The sequence below is a fragment of the Rhizobium sp. P28RR-XV genome, assembly GCF_012641385.1.
Lineage (GTDB): Bacteria > Pseudomonadota > Alphaproteobacteria > Rhizobiales > Rhizobiaceae > Rhizobium.
Map to the genome: position 1 here is coordinate 191,734 of NZ_JABAIG010000002.1, position 14,173 is coordinate 205,906.

Sequence of the window (14,173 nt, forward strand, 5' to 3'; positions counted from 1 at the left end):
ATGAGGGACCTGCAAGGCATGACAGACGGATATTGATCCGCCGGAGAAGCCGGCACGCATGCATCGATCCCCGTGTTCGCGACGGAAAACAGCGAAATCCATTTTGCCAACGCTGAACTGGAACTGGACGCATGGCCCCCACGCCGTTTAGACTTCTAAGCACGACCGCCATCCTGCTTTCCCTGCTGGCGGCACCCGCCGCGCTGGCCGAGCAATCCGCCGTCACGACGCCGAAGCAGAACCTGCCGGCGATCGTCATCACCAAAGCTACGATGCGCCACCTGACCGACAAGGTCGTTGCGACCGGCACGGTCAAGGCCGTCGAGGAGGTTTACATCCAGCCGCAGGTGGATGGTCTCTCGATCCGCTCGCTCAATGCCGATGTCGGCGACAAAGTCGAGGCGAACAGCACGCTTGCCACGCTGAACGACGATGCATTGATCCTTCAGAAGAGCCAGATGCAAGCGACAAGAGCAAAGGGCGAGGCCAGTCTTGCACAATTGCGCGCGCAGCTGACCGAGGCGCACGCCAACGCTGAAGAAGCGGAACTACAGCGCGTCCGTGCCGTCGCAATGGGTGCCAAGGGCACAATGTCGACCTCCTCCGTCGAACAGGCGAATGCGTCCGCCGCCGCCAACAAGGCACGCGTGGTTTCAGCAGAGCAGGCAATCGCCGTTGCCGAAGCGGATCTCAAGGTCACCGACAGCCAGATCGCCGACACCGACCTGAAGCTTGCCCGCACCGGCATCAAGACGCCTGTCGCGGGCACCGTCGCCTCGCGCAACGCCCGCGTCGGCGCGATCGCCAACGGCAGCGGCGATCCGCTCTTCACCATCATCCGCGACAGCCGGCTCGAACTGGTGGTCGATGTGTCCGAAAGCGATATCACCAAGATCGTCATCGGCCAGAAGGCTCTCATCGCCCTTTCCGGCAGCCGCGAGAAGCTTACCGGAACCGTCCGCCTCGTCGCCCCCATCGTGGATTCCCTCACCCGCCTCGGCGCGGTGCACATCTCGATCGACGACGGCGAGAAGGCGCGCGCCGGCATGTATGGCAGCGCCGAGATCATCATTCGCCAGGAGGATGGCGTCGCCCTGCCGCTGACGGCAGTCAACAGCGAGGAAAACGGCTCCTCCGCCCGCAAGGTCGAGAACGGCGTGGTCAAGTTCGTGAATGTCGAGACCGGCATTCAGGACGCAGGTTATGTCGAGATTCTCAAGGGCCTGAAGGCCGGTGACGAGGTCGTCGCCAAGGCCGGTGCCTATGTTCGCGACGGCGACCATATCACGCCCGTCCGCGATGCGTCGCAAGCCTCCAACTGAGCGAGAACGGCAAGATGAACTTCTCCGCCTGGTCAATCCGAAATCCGGTCGCCCCGCTCCTCGGCTTCTTCCTGCTGATGGTGGTGGGCGCACACGCCTTCTTCAACCTGCCCATCACCCGGTTCCCGAATATCGACGTGCCTGTGGTCAATGTCACCGTGACGCAGAGCGGCGCCTCCCCGGCCGAACTCGAAATGCAGGTGACGAAGGAGATCGAAGACGCCGTCGCCAGCATCAACGGCATCGACGAGATCCAGTCGACCGTCACGGACGGCCAATCGCAGACCGTCGTCATCTTCCGCCTGGAAGTGCCGACGCAGCAGGCGGTTCAGGACACCAAGGACGCCATCGACCGCATCCGCGGCAACCTGCCGTCGACGATCGATGAACCTATCGTTTCCAAGGTCGATGTCGAAGGACAGGCGATCCAGAGCTTTGCCGTTTCCTCGCCGAACATGACGCTGGAAGAGCTGTCCTGGTTCGTGGACGATACGGTCAAGCGCGCCCTGCAGGGTCAGGCGGGCATCGGCCGCGTCGACCGCTATGGCGGCGCCGACCGCGAAGTGCGCATCGAACTCGACCCCAACAAGCTGAACGCCTACGGCATAACAGCGCTTTCGGTGAGCCAGCAGCTGCGCAGCACCAATATCGACCTTGGCTCCGGCCGTGGCCAGGTAGCCGGCAGCGAGCAGGCGATCCGTGTGCTCGGCGACGCCCGCGATGTCGCCCAGCTTACCGACACGACGATCGCGCTCACCAACGGCCGCTTCGTCAAGCTCTCCGCTCTCGGCGTGATCAAGGATACCTATCAGGAGCCGAAATCCTTCTCCCGCTTCAACAGCACGCCCGTCGTCACCTTTGGCGTATTCCGCGCCAAGGGCGCCAGCGAAGTGACCGTCGCAAAGACGGTGAGCGATACGCTCGACAAGGTGCGGACCGAAAACCCGAACGTCTCGATCGAGATGATCGACGATTCCGTCTATTACACCTATGGCAACTACGAGTCCGCGATGCATACGCTGCTCGAAGGCGCCATACTCGCCGTCATCGTGGTGTTCCTGTTCCTGCGGAACTGGCGCGCGACGCTGATATCAGCGGTTGCGCTGCCGCTGTCCGCGATCCCGACATTCTGGATCATGAGCCAGATCGGTTTCTCGCTGAACCTTATCAGCTTCCTGGCGCTGACGCTGGCGACCGGCATCCTCGTCGACGACGCCATCGTCGAGATCGAGAATATTGCCCGCCATATCAAGATGGGCAAGACGCCCTATCGCGCCTCCATCGACGCCGCCGATGAGATCGGCCTGGCCGTCATCGCGACGACCTTCACCATCATCGCGGTCTTCGTGCCGGTCTCCTTCATGCCTGGTATCCCGGGCCAGTACTTCATTCAGTTCGGCCTGACCGTCGCCTTCTCGGTGTTCTTCTCGCTGCTGGTGGCGCGTCTGATCACGCCGATGATGGCTGCCTATCTGATGCGTGCCGAAGACGGTGTCGACGATCATCACGACAATGACGGCCGCTTCATGCGCGGCTATAGCTGGCTGGTGCGGCAGACGACGAAGCGCTGGTACACGCGCTATCCGACGCTGCTTGCCGCCTTCGCCTTCTCGATCGCCTCCGTCGCCGCCCTAGTGATATTCGTTCCCGGCAGTTTCATTCCGCCTGACGATTCCTCGCGCATCGTGCTCTCGGCCGAACTGCCGCCGAACGCACGGCTCGACGATACCGAGCAGGCGACCAATGAGATCTACCGGCGCGTCAAGGGCATCGACGGCGTTGAAAATGTCTTCGTTCTTGGCGGCGCTTCGCCGAAGGGCGATCTGGAACTGCGCCGCGCCACCGTGACGCTGACGCTCGGCAAGCTCGATCAGTCGCTGACGAAGAAGTTGGTGAACGACGTCCTTGGCTCGCTGCCCGTCATCGGACCTTACCTGCCGAAGGTCACCGTGCATGGCCGCGAGCGCCCGCAATGGGACGTGGAAAAGGAAGTCTTCGCCAAGCTTCACTCGATCCCCGACGTCCGCATCACCAAACTGAACGACCGTGGCGACCGCGACCTGACCTATAACTTCCTCTCGCGCAGCGAGAAGGATCTGAACCGGGCAGTGGGCATTTTGGAGGCCAAGCTTCGCACCGATCCGGCGCTTGCCAATGTCAGCGCCGACGGTGCCCTGCCGCGTCCCGAACTACAGATCTATCCGCGCAAGGACGAGGCGGCACGCCTCGGCATCACGCCGCAGATGATTTCGGACACGATTCGCGTGGCAACCATCGGCGATATCGACGCTTCGCTTGCGAAGATCTCGCTCGACGATCGCCAGATCCCGATCCGCGTGCAGGCCTCGCTCGGCATGCGTCGCGATCTCTCGGCGATCCGGGCGCTTCGCATCAAGACCGCTTCGGGCATCACGGTGCCGCTGTCGAGCGTCGCCGACATCGACTATTCGGAAGGACTGTCGTCCATCAAGCGCAACAACCGTTACCGCGTCGTTTCCATCGGCGCTGACCTGCCGCAGGGCGTGGCGCTGGATACGGCATCGGAACATTTCCTCAATATCGTCAACAGCGCCAAGATCCCGGCAACCGTGCATCTGGCGGAAAGCGGCGACACCAAGATCCAGAAGGAAATGCAGCAAAGCTTCGGCAACGCTATGCTGCTCGGCCTTCTGCTCGTCCTGACCGTGCTGATCCTGCTGTTCAAGGACGTGATCCAGCCCTTCACCATTCTGCTGTCGCTGCCGCTGGCGATCGGCGGCGTGGCACTGGCCTTGATCATGACCGGCAATGCGCTTTCGATGCCCGTCATGATCGGCATCCTGATGCTGATGGGCATCGTGACGAAGAATGCCATTCTTCTCGTCGATTTCGCCATCGAGATGATGCATCAGGGTATGCCGCGCCTGGAGGCCGTCGTCGAGGCCGGTCGCAAGCGCGCCCGCCCGATCATCATGACCTCGATCGCCATGTCGGCCGGCATGCTGCCATCCGCTCTCGGTGTCGGCGAAGGCGGCTCCTTCCGCGCGCCGATGGCGATTGCCGTGATCGGCGGCATCATCGTTTCCACCGTGCTTAGCCTGGTGGTCGTCCCCTCCTTCTTCCTGATCATGGATGACCTGTCGCGCCTGCTCGGCTTCCTCTTCGGAAAGCTTGTCGGCCGGAAGGATGCGGATGACGAGGTGGTGACCAAGGAAGGCCTGGCAGCCGCCGTCAATGAAAACCGCCAATCGCTCGCCACCCTGGAAGAGCGTCTGGAAGCTATTGAAGACAGGAATGTCAGGGGCACAAAGTCTATAGGCACGAATGTGCTGAAACTGCCGCCCTTCGCGGCCGAATAGCGGTCCTCTTGACCGAGCAAAACCGATGATGACGGGGCGGCTTAAAGGCCGCCCTGTTCTTTTAGGAAACTGACGATCGCGCTGACGCCCTCGCCCCGCTTCATGTCGGAAAACACGAAGGGCCGCGCCTGGCGCATCCGGTTGGCGTCACGATCCATAACCTCGAGATCCACGTCGACGAAGGGCGCCAGATCCTTCTTGTTGATGACGAGGAGGTCGGACCTGGTGATGCCGGGACCGCCCTTACGCGGGATTTCCTCCCCCTGGCACACCGAAATCACATAGATGGTGATATCGGCAAGATCGGGCGAAAAGGTCGCCGCCAGATTGTCTCCACCGGATTCGATGAAGACCACGTCAAGATCGGGAAGCCGCTCGTTCAGGCCGGCAATGGCCTGCAGATTGATCGTCGCATCCTCGCGGATCGCGGTGTGCGGGCATCCGCCCGTTTCGACGCCGACGATGCGGTCCGAGGTCAGCGCCTGCATCCGCACCAGCGCTTCCGCATCCTCCGTCGTATAGATGTCGTTGGTAATGACGGCGACGGAATAGTCGTCGCGCATCGCCTTGCACAGCTTCTCGGTCAGCGCCGTCTTGCCGGATCCGACTGGGCCGCCGATGCCGACGCGCAAGGGTCCATGTCTCGATTTCATGCTTGCAACTCCGATAAAGCGCTAAAGCGGTTCGGCTTTTCGCAGAATCTGTGAACCGCTCTATCTCTTTGTTTTCTCGCAATTCCGGACGGAAAACCGCTGCGCACTTTTCCTGGAATTGCTCTAGCATAGCGAAGCGGTCGGCCGCCGCACAGCGGCGAATGACGTAGGTGAAGCCTCGATTGTGATATTTTCCCGATGGCGCGCATTACGAACGGAAAAGCCGCGTGCCCTGGGTTTCATGGCGCAGACTGGCGATATCCGCTTGCACACTCGCCGAACCGAGATCATCGAGGCTGGAGTGCGCCGCCCGCCGCGCCATAGCGGCAAAAAGACCCTCCAGTCGCGCGAGAATGGCGACGCCGTCCTTCTGTCCGCTGACACCGAGCCGGATGCCGGCTGACACCATCTGCGAGGCCAGCGCATGCAGGAAGGCAGCGGCCGCCTTTTCAGCTGGGATGCCATGGGCGCCAGCGATCGCCCCGACCGCAACCGGGTAGGCTGTCCTTGCCGGAAGCATGGAGAAGATCTCGTGCGGCCAGGCGGTAGCGGCCGAAAGAAAGGCATCGCCGAGCAGCATGGTCTCGTTGTGCCGCTCTTTCGAGCCGGCCAGCGCCTCCGCCAGTTCCGCAACTGCTGCAAGCCGCGGCATGTCCCCGTCTGCTCGATGAGCCTCGACCAGCAGGACCGCGTCATTCCACACCGAACCATTCTGGATCAAGGCGGAAATCCAATCTCCCAGCCCGGCGCTGTCACGCACCAGACCGTCGTGTACCGCACGCTCGAGACCGCCGGAATAGGCGAAGGACCCCACCGGAAAGGCCGGCGACAGCCAGGCCATCAGCCGCAGGAGTGCCTGCAGATCGCGATCTTCCGTCGTATCGGTCATCGATGCTCAATCATGCGAGTGATGATGGTCATGCCCATGCGAATGGCCGCCATGCGAGTGATAGGCACCCCGAGCCGGCTGAAAAGGCTCGCTCACCTCGGTCACGGCAGCCCCCAATCCTTCGAGCATGGAGCGGATCACGTGATCGCGCAGGATCAGGATGCGCTCTTCCTCGATCTGCGCGGACAGATGCCGGTTGCCGAGATGCCAGGCGAGCTCGATCAGATGCCTGCGGTCGCGCGGGCGGATTTCGAAGAGCTTTTCGTCGGCCGCGACGATTTCGATCAGCTCACCATCCTCGCGCACCAGCAGATCGCCGCTGGCAAACAGCACCGGCTCCTTGAGGTCGAGCATGACCATGTCACCATTTTCGAGATGCAGCAGCTTGCGGCGCAGATGCCGGAGATCATGCGGCAGGACGACACGATCGATCGGATTAGAAGAAGGGGTGCCGGCAGGTAGATAGGAAGTAACGCGTTGCATGGCGGTTCCAAATTATGACTTTGTCAGACCATGCAAAATAGTCACCTGCTGTGCAAGCATCAATGACGCGCCTATACGCTACATCCGCTGCACATAGCGCTGCAGTTCCCGGGGATCGGTCGTCGCTTCCTGTTCCTGCTCGGTGGCGCAGCGATGCCAGACCTGGGACAGCCGCTCGCGCTCGTGCATGACACGATTGCGGCCGAGCGTTTTGGCAAGATAAAGCGCCTTGTCGGCCGCGGCATAGACGATCTCCGTCTTGCGATCCCTGTCTATGTCGGCAATCCCCGCGGAAACGGTGATCTTCACCGAACCGCCGTCGACGGCGATCGAGTGCGCGGCGATCTGTTCCTTGATCTCCTCGATGCGGGCAATGCGTTCGGCGGTGTCACCCCCATAAACGATGGCGCCGAATTCCTCGCCGCCGAGCCGGGCAATCACGTCATCTCCCGTAAAGACGCCGGAAAATATCTGCGACACCGCAACGATCACGGCATCGCCGGATGCGTGTCCGAAGCGATCGTTGACTGTCTTGAACCGGTCGAGGTCGAAGATGACCAACGAGGCGCAGTCTCCGGCCGTATTCAGCGCTTCGGTGAAAGCGCGGCGATTGAGCAGGCCGGACAGCGTGTCGGTGCGGCTCAGCCGCTCGAACTCGGCGCGGGAGACGGCAAGCCGGTGAATCGAAAAGCCCGCCAGCACAGCCACCCCGCCGGAAACGGTGCCGCCGATGATCCACGCCAGGAGAACGCCGAAGCGCATCGCCTCCAGAATCGGTAACGGCAGGAGATCGAACCATTGCAGCAGGAAAAGCATCGCCACGATGATGCCAAGCGACATGATGACGGCGACAAAACTCATCTTAAGCGCGAAAATAAAAATCGCACGTCGCTGCTGAAAGTTACCGAGCTCGGCCTGCAGCGAAATCCATCGTCTCATGCGATTCACCTTCCTCAGCCTACCGTTTCGATCATGTGAGATAGGGGTGAAGGCGCTTCCAGGTCTTTAATGTAATGATTAAAATGCGTTGCATTTCCCAAGTTGTGAACAACCAAGGGCGCCCCATCCGCAAAATCAGGGTTGCGGATGGAAATGCGACGCGCGAGCACCGCCACACCACGCCTTCGACAAAACCGAACTCGGTGCGCAACATCGGAAAACCCCGGAAAACCGGGATTTTCTCATACCCACCGATGGTTAAGCTTGGAAGCGTCCTCAGAAGAGGAAATAGCGCTGCGCCATCGGCAGCACCGTCGCCGGCTCACAGGTCAGGAGCTCGCCATCGGCGCGCACTTCATAGGTTTCCGGATCCACCTCGATATGCGGCGTGAGGCTGTTATGGATCATCGATGCCTTGGAGATGCCACCGCGGGTGTTCCTGACCGGCAGCAGCGCCTTGGCGATACCGAGCTTGCCGGCAAGCCCGGCATCGAACGCGGCCTGGGAAACGAAAGTCACCGAGGAATTCGTCCGATTCTTGCCATAGGCGCCGAACATCGGCCGGTAATGCATCGGCTGCGGCGTCGGGATCGAGGCATTCGGATCGCCCATGGGAGCAGCAGCGATCGAGCCGCCAAGCACCACCATCTCCGGCTTCACACCGAAGAAGGCCGGATTCCAGAGTACCAGATCGGCACGCTTGCCAACCTCGATCGAGCCGACCTCATGGCTGACGCCGTGCGCAATCGCCGGGTTGATCGTATATTTGGCGATATAACGCTTTACGCGGAAATTGTCGTTGTTGCCGATCTCCTGTGCAAGGCGGCCACGCTGCCGCTTCATCTTGTCGGCGGTCTGCCAGGTGCGGATTGCCACTTCACCGACGCGGCCCATGGCCTGACTGTCGGATGAAATGATCGAGAAGGCGCCGATATCGTGAAGAATATCCTCCGCGGCGATCGTCTCCTTGCGGATTCGGCTCTCGGCAAAGGCGATATCCTCCGGGATTGACGGCGACAGATGATGGCAGACCATCAGCATGTCGAGATGCTCGGCGATCGTATTAACCGTATAGGGCCGCGTCGGATTGGTCGAAGAGGGAATGACGTTCGACTGACCGCAGATCTTGATGATATCGGGCGCGTGCCCGCCGCCCGCGCCTTCAGTGTGGAATGCATGGATCGTGCGACCCTTGATGGCGCCGATCGTATCCTCGACGAAGCCGCTTTCGTTCAAGGTATCCGTGTGGATCATCACCTGAACGTCGTATTCGTCGGCAACGCTGAGGCAGCAGTCGATCGCCGCCGGCGTCGTGCCCCAGTCCTCATGCAGCTTGAGTGAGCAGGCACCGCCGAGTACCATCTCCTCCAAGGCGGCGGGCAAGGACGCATTGCCCTTGGCCGACAGGCCGATATTCATCGGGAAGGCGTCGAAAGCCTCGATCATGCGCGCCAGATGCCAGGGGCCGGGCGTGCAGGTCGTTGCCAGCGTTCCATGGGCCGGCCCGGTGCCGCCGCCAAGCATGGTGGTGATGCCCGACATCAGGGCTTCCTCGATCTGCTGCGGGCAGATGAAATGGATATGGCTGTCCATGCCGCCGGCGGTGACGATCTTGCCCTCGCCCGCGATCGCTTCCGTGCCCGGTCCGACGATGATGTTGACATCAGGCTGCATATCCGGATTGCCGGCCTTGCCGATCGCGACGATGCGGCCGTCCTTCAAGCCGATATCCGCTTTCACGATCCCCCAATGGTCGAGGATCAGCGCATTGGTGATAACGGTGTCGACGGCACCGTTGGCGCGCGTCACCTGGCTCTGTCCCATGCCATCACGAATGACCTTGCCGCCGCCGAATTTCACTTCCTCGCCATAGGTGGTGAAATCCTTCTCCACCTCGATGAACAATTCGGTATCGGCCAGCCGAACCTTGTCGCCGACGGTCGGTCCGAACATGTTGGCGTAGGCGGCACGGGAAATCTTGTAGGGCATGGATCAGTCTCCTTGGGAGGCAGAGATGAGGTTCGTGTCGGCAAGGCGCCGCAGGCGGCCAAGGGATACGTAGGCGTCCACCAACCGTTTTTCGGCGGCAAAGGGATGTTCGTCCCAGCCCGTGTGGCTGAAACCGGTAATGGCGATGTCGTCGTCGGGATGGCGCAACAGCACATCGGCAATCACGATCATGCCGCTGCTCGGCACCACGAAGGAGCCGGGATCGTAACCCGCCAGCGCCGTGTCAACGCCTTCGTGAACGGATTGATCGATCACGACATGCCGCTTGCCCGTCGCACGGCAAAAGGCAGCAAACTGGTCGGTATAATCATCGCAGAAGTCGTCGAGTTCCGGATGCGAGGTCGCCAGTGGCGCGCGCAGTGCGGCGAATTTTCTTGGATCGCGCACGCTCCAGATTTCCGACGCGGAGGCAACGGCGGTGCTCTTGCGCCACTCGGCCGAGCCGAGCATTGCGCGCGCCGGCCGGCCCGTGTTGCAGACAGCGACAACATCGGTGCGGCTGCCGCCGGCCCCCATCGAGCGACAATCGTTGAAGCGGATCACGAGATCGGCGACATCGATGACATCCGCGGCGCCTGCCGCGATCTCACCATTGCCGACGATCATCACGGTGCGCCTCAGGCTCACTGATTGCCCTCCGGCCCAGCGGCGAGATCCTTCAATTCCTTCGTTCGCTTCTTAGTCAAATCAGCTTTGCAACCGGAAACAAGCATTGGTTCCATGGAGCCGCCGCGCGCCTGGAACCCCTGCGCCTCGCACTCGCCGTCGCGATAATCCACCCAAGCACGCTGTGCCTTGATGAGCGCCTTTTCCGCGCCCTTCATGTTGTTGTCGAGATCCGCATCGATGGCGACCATCGCGGCCCTGGTTTTCGTGCATTGCGCGTTCAACGCCTTGTCGGCCGTACCGAAATCGAGCACCGCGCAAACATTCAGGTCCGTCTGCGTCTGTGCATTGGCGCAGTCGGCCTTCGGCTCGCGCGTAGTTTTCAACGCAAAGGCAGGACCGCAGACCAGGATTGCGGCAAGAGCCGCGGCAGATGCAAGAAATTTCATCGACATTAAACTTCCCCGAGATCTAAAGCTTGCCCATGACCAATTGGCGGAAACCGTAGACTTCGCGCTTGCCCGACAGCGGGATCAGCGTCACCGAGCGTGTCTGCCCCGGCTCGAAACGCACGGCGGTTCCGGCGGGAATATCGAGCCGCATTCCCTTCGCCTTGTCGCGGTCGAAGGCAAGCCCGGCATTGGTCTCAGCAAAGTGATAGTGGCTTCCCACCTGCACCGGCCGGTCGCCGGTGTTGGAAACCTCGAGCGTCACGGTCGGCGCTCCGGCATTGAGTTCGATGTCGTCGCCTGCAGCGATGATTTCACCTGGGATCATGGTTCTCTCCTCATGCAGCCCGGACGGGCGCGCATCCCTCAGCTTTCAGAACACGCTTGGTCGAAGCGGGATATTTGGCAAGCAAGGCAGCTGGACGGATGGGACGCCGCGCGAAGTCACCGCCGCAATTCGGGCAGACGTCGCCCAATACCGTATCGACGCAATCGGCGCAGAACGTGCATTCGAAGGTGCAGATCATCGCTACCGTACTCTCCGGCGGCAAATTCCTGTCACAGCATTCGCAATTTGGCCTCAGCTCCAGCATGGCAGCCTCACCGGATCGGCTCGTGGACGGTCACGAGCTTGGTGCCGTCGGGAAATGTCGCCTCGACCTGAACGTCGTGGATCATCTCGGCGATGCCCTCCATCACCTGATCGCGGGTAATGACATGGGCACCGGCCTCCATGAGCTCGGCGACCGGGCGGCCGTCGCGCGCGCCTTCGACCACGAAATCGGTGATCAGCGCGATGGCTTCGGGATGGTTGAGCTTGACGCCGCGTTCGAGCCGCCGCCGCGCCACTATCGCCGCCATGGAAATCAGCAGCTTGTCTTTTTCTCTCGGAGTGAGGTTCATCGCCTACCTATGTGATTGCTGTTTCCAGAGCATGATGCCGAAAAGTATGAGCGGTTTTCGGAGGACATCATGCTCTACTTTTTTGATTTTGGAGCCGGGTGATTTTAGATCATGCAAGCCTAAAATCATCCGGCTCCAGGGACTACAGGTTCCAGACTTTCGGCACAGGCGCTCCATTGCGCAAGGCGGAAATGATCGGGATGAGGATTTTTCTGAGCGCGAAACCATCAGCGGCGGCGAGCCGCACAACGAGCTTCTCGCCCCAATGGCTGGCGCCTCCCATATGCGTTTCGAGGAGCGGCCTGATCCGGCCGAGATAGGTCTCGGCCTGCGGCCCGATATAAAGCAGGGTCGCGAAGGCAACCTGGCCGCTCAGGACCGCCGCCTTGGCCGTCAATGCGGCCACATCGCCATCCAGGCGCAGCTCCTCGGCATGAACCAGCCGTCCGCCGCGACGGATGCACCAGCGATCCCGGAACAGCCCCTGCGCCATAACCTCACCCATGGCTTTCCGTCCAAGCAGGATCGCTTCGACGGCGAGGAATTCGGCCGTGTCGTCAAGCTCGACATTCAACGCACGCGAAAGCGAGGCTCGGTCGAACAGGATCGTCTCCTGCGGCAGCCAATCGACCCGCGCGCCCGCGCCAATCCTTATGGATGTCTCCACCTCGGCCGTACCGGCCGAAGCCTTGTAGATTTTCTCGCAGGCCTGCGTCGTCACATCGATGCGCGTACCCGGCGCAGCGGCGACGCTCCAATCCATCCGGTCGCCACCGGTAAGGCCGCCGGCGGTGTTGATGATGACGGCTTCCATGGAATGATCGAAGGTCTCCGGCAGCCTGATCTTGGCCGCCCCTTCCTGAAAAAGCTCGGCGAGGCGCGTGCGGCCGCCAAGCGATTTGGCCGCAAGATGGCCGCGACCACGCGCTCTCTGCGGTCTTGTGCCTGCCGCCGCCATTACCATTCGCTTCTCCACACATCACACCATGCCGAAGTCAGATCATTGAAACCCGGCAAGGAATAAACGCAAGCAATTTCTGTGCCTTATGCGACGCCACGCGATATCGGCCCATTATCAGCCGCATCAGCCGCATTTTTCGTCAAACGCCGAAAAGAAAGGCAATCGTCTCAGACAGTCAGATGCCGGCGAGCCTCTGGAGTGTCCAGCGTCTCCGCCAGCCCCTCATGCACGATCTCGCCGCGATCCATGATGTAGACATAATCGGCAAGCTCGCGGCAGAAATCGAGATACTGTTCGACGAGCAGGATCGCCATGCCGGTGGAATCCCTGAGATAACGGATCGCGCGGCCGATATCCTTGATGATCGACGGCTGGATACCCTCGGTCGGTTCGTCCAGCACCAGGATCTTCGGCCGCGTCACCATAGCCCGCCCGATCGCCAATTGCTGCTGCTGGCCGCCCGAGAGATCGCCGCCGCGGCGCGACAGCATGGATTTCAGCACCGGAAACAGGCTGTAGATGTCATCGGGAATGCTGCGGTCGCGGCGGGAAAGCGGCGCGTAGCCGGTCTCGAGATTTTCCTTCACGGTCAGCAGCGGAAAGATCTCGCGTCCCTGCGGCACATAGCCGATCCCCTGCTTGGCGCGCGCGAACGGTGCCATGCCGTTCAGCGTCACGCCGTTGAAGGCAACCGTGCCGGCCGACAAGGCGTGCTGTCCGGTGACGGCGCGCAAGAGCGAGCTTTTGCCGACGCCGTTGCGCCCGAGGACACAGGTGATCTTGCCCATTTCCGCCTCGACGGAGATGCCGCGCAGCGCCTGTGCGGCGCCATAATGGAGATTTGCGTTTTCGACTGTCAGCATCTCACCGCCCCAGATAATTCTCGATCACCTTCGGATCGCTGCTGACGAAGTCGATCGACCCTTCCGCCAGAACCGATCCTTCCGCCAGGCACGTCACCTTGACGCCGAGGTCGCGGATGAAGCCCATGTCGTGTTCGACCACCACGACCGAGCGCGTCTTGGCGATCTCCTTCAGCAGCACGGCGGTTTCCGCCGTCTCCGCATCCGTCATGCCCGCCACCGGCTCGTCGACCAGCAAGAGCTTCGGCTCCTGCGCGAGCAGCATGCCGATCTCCAGCCACTGCTTTTGACCGTGGGAAAGATTGGCCGCCAGCTCGTCCCGCCGATGCGAGAGCCGTACCGTCTCCAGAATCTCCTCGATGCGATCGCGATCGGCAGGCGTCAGCCGGTAGAAGAGCGTCGCGAAGACCCCGCGATTGCGGTTGAGCGCCAGCTCGAGATTGTCCCAGACCGTATGGCTTTCGAAAACGGTCGGCTTCTGGAATTTTCGTCCGATGCCGAGCTGGGCGATATCAGCCTCGTCCTTCTTCGTCAGGTCGACCTGGCCGTTGAAGAATACCTCGCCCTCGTCGGGCCGCGTCTTGCCGGTGATGATGTCCATCATCGTCGTCTTGCCGGCGCCGTTGGGGCCGATGATGGCGCGAAGCTCGCCCGGCTCAATAACGATCGACAGCGAGTTCAAAGCCTTGAACCCGTCGAAGGATACCGAAACATTGTTGAGATAGAGCATGCTGTTGGGTTTGATGTCCGGGATCAT

General features: G+C 61.4%; 15 protein-coding genes. 2 read left to right on the forward strand and 13 right to left on the reverse strand.

What is annotated here, in order from left to right; all coding sequences use genetic code 11:
- Positions 1 to 131: 131 nt before the first annotated feature.
- A complete protein-coding gene (locus HGP12_RS04575) occupies positions 132 to 1,322 on the forward strand; it encodes an efflux RND transporter periplasmic adaptor subunit (protein WP_168838400.1) in 1,191 nt (396 codons plus the stop codon).
- A 14-nt stretch (positions 1,323 to 1,336) separates the two neighbouring features.
- The gene (locus HGP12_RS04580; RefSeq protein WP_168838399.1) at positions 1,337 to 4,660 is read left to right on the forward strand and encodes an efflux RND transporter permease subunit; all 3,324 of its coding nucleotides are present in this window, start codon (positions 1,337 to 1,339) and stop codon (positions 4,658 to 4,660) included.
- Between the two features lie 41 nt (positions 4,661 to 4,701).
- Here the strand turns inward: HGP12_RS04580 and ureG are convergent, their stop codons facing one another.
- The 13 genes from ureG to urtD all read right to left on the reverse strand — a co-directional run bounded on the left by ureG (position 4,702) and on the right by urtD (position 14,173).
- A complete protein-coding gene (gene ureG, locus HGP12_RS04585; protein ID WP_168838398.1) occupies positions 4,702 to 5,313 on the reverse strand; it encodes an urease accessory protein UreG in 612 nt (203 codons plus the stop codon).
- A gap of 208 nt (positions 5,314 to 5,521) precedes the next feature.
- Positions 5,522 to 6,202 carry an urease accessory protein UreF gene (locus HGP12_RS04590; RefSeq protein WP_168838397.1) on the reverse strand — a complete coding sequence of 227 codons (681 nt, stop codon included), beginning with the start codon at positions 6,200 to 6,202 and terminating at the stop codon, positions 5,522 to 5,524.
- A gap of 6 nt (positions 6,203 to 6,208) precedes the next feature.
- Complete coding sequence (gene ureE / locus HGP12_RS04595) at positions 6,209 to 6,685, reverse strand: urease accessory protein UreE (protein ID WP_168838396.1); 477 nt, start codon at positions 6,683 to 6,685, stop codon at positions 6,209 to 6,211.
- A gap of 78 nt (positions 6,686 to 6,763) precedes the next feature.
- On the reverse strand, positions 6,764 to 7,624 hold the full coding sequence (locus HGP12_RS04600) for a GGDEF domain-containing protein (protein ID WP_168838395.1): 861 nt from the start codon (positions 7,622 to 7,624) through the stop codon (positions 6,764 to 6,766).
- A gap of 276 nt (positions 7,625 to 7,900) precedes the next feature.
- Complete coding sequence (ureC, locus tag HGP12_RS04605) at positions 7,901 to 9,613, reverse strand: urease subunit alpha (protein WP_168838394.1); 1,713 nt, start codon at positions 9,611 to 9,613, stop codon at positions 7,901 to 7,903.
- 3 nt (positions 9,614 to 9,616) lie between these two features.
- Entirely contained in the window at positions 9,617 to 10,240 is a 624-nt protein-coding gene (locus tag HGP12_RS04610) for a Urease operon accessory protein (protein WP_168838599.1), read from the reverse strand.
- A gap of 17 nt (positions 10,241 to 10,257) precedes the next feature.
- Complete coding sequence (locus HGP12_RS04615; protein WP_168838393.1) at positions 10,258 to 10,689, reverse strand: lysozyme inhibitor LprI family protein; 432 nt, start codon at positions 10,687 to 10,689, stop codon at positions 10,258 to 10,260.
- Positions 10,690 to 10,711: 22 nt separating this feature from the next.
- Positions 10,712 to 11,017 carry an urease subunit beta gene (locus tag HGP12_RS04620; RefSeq protein WP_168838392.1) on the reverse strand — a complete coding sequence of 102 codons (306 nt, stop codon included), beginning with the start codon at positions 11,015 to 11,017 and terminating at the stop codon, positions 10,712 to 10,714.
- 10 nt (positions 11,018 to 11,027) lie between these two features.
- Positions 11,028 to 11,282 (reverse strand): DUF1272 domain-containing protein, encoded by a 255-nt coding sequence (locus HGP12_RS04625; protein ID WP_168838391.1) that lies wholly within the window; start codon positions 11,280 to 11,282, stop codon positions 11,028 to 11,030.
- A 7-nt stretch (positions 11,283 to 11,289) separates the two neighbouring features.
- Complete coding sequence (locus HGP12_RS04630) at positions 11,290 to 11,592, reverse strand: urease subunit gamma (protein WP_168838390.1); 303 nt, start codon at positions 11,590 to 11,592, stop codon at positions 11,290 to 11,292.
- A 142-nt stretch (positions 11,593 to 11,734) separates the two neighbouring features.
- Positions 11,735 to 12,556 carry an urease accessory protein UreD gene (locus tag HGP12_RS04635; protein WP_168838389.1) on the reverse strand — a complete coding sequence of 274 codons (822 nt, stop codon included), beginning with the start codon at positions 12,554 to 12,556 and terminating at the stop codon, positions 11,735 to 11,737.
- A gap of 164 nt (positions 12,557 to 12,720) precedes the next feature.
- Positions 12,721 to 13,416, reverse strand: coding sequence for an urea ABC transporter ATP-binding subunit UrtE (gene urtE / locus HGP12_RS04640; RefSeq protein WP_168838388.1), 696 nt, complete (start codon positions 13,414 to 13,416; stop codon positions 12,721 to 12,723).
- A 1-nt stretch (position 13,417) separates the two neighbouring features.
- Positions 13,418 to 14,173 carry an urea ABC transporter ATP-binding protein UrtD gene (gene urtD, locus HGP12_RS04645; RefSeq protein ID WP_069613981.1) on the reverse strand — a complete coding sequence of 252 codons (756 nt, stop codon included), beginning with the start codon at positions 14,171 to 14,173 and terminating at the stop codon, positions 13,418 to 13,420.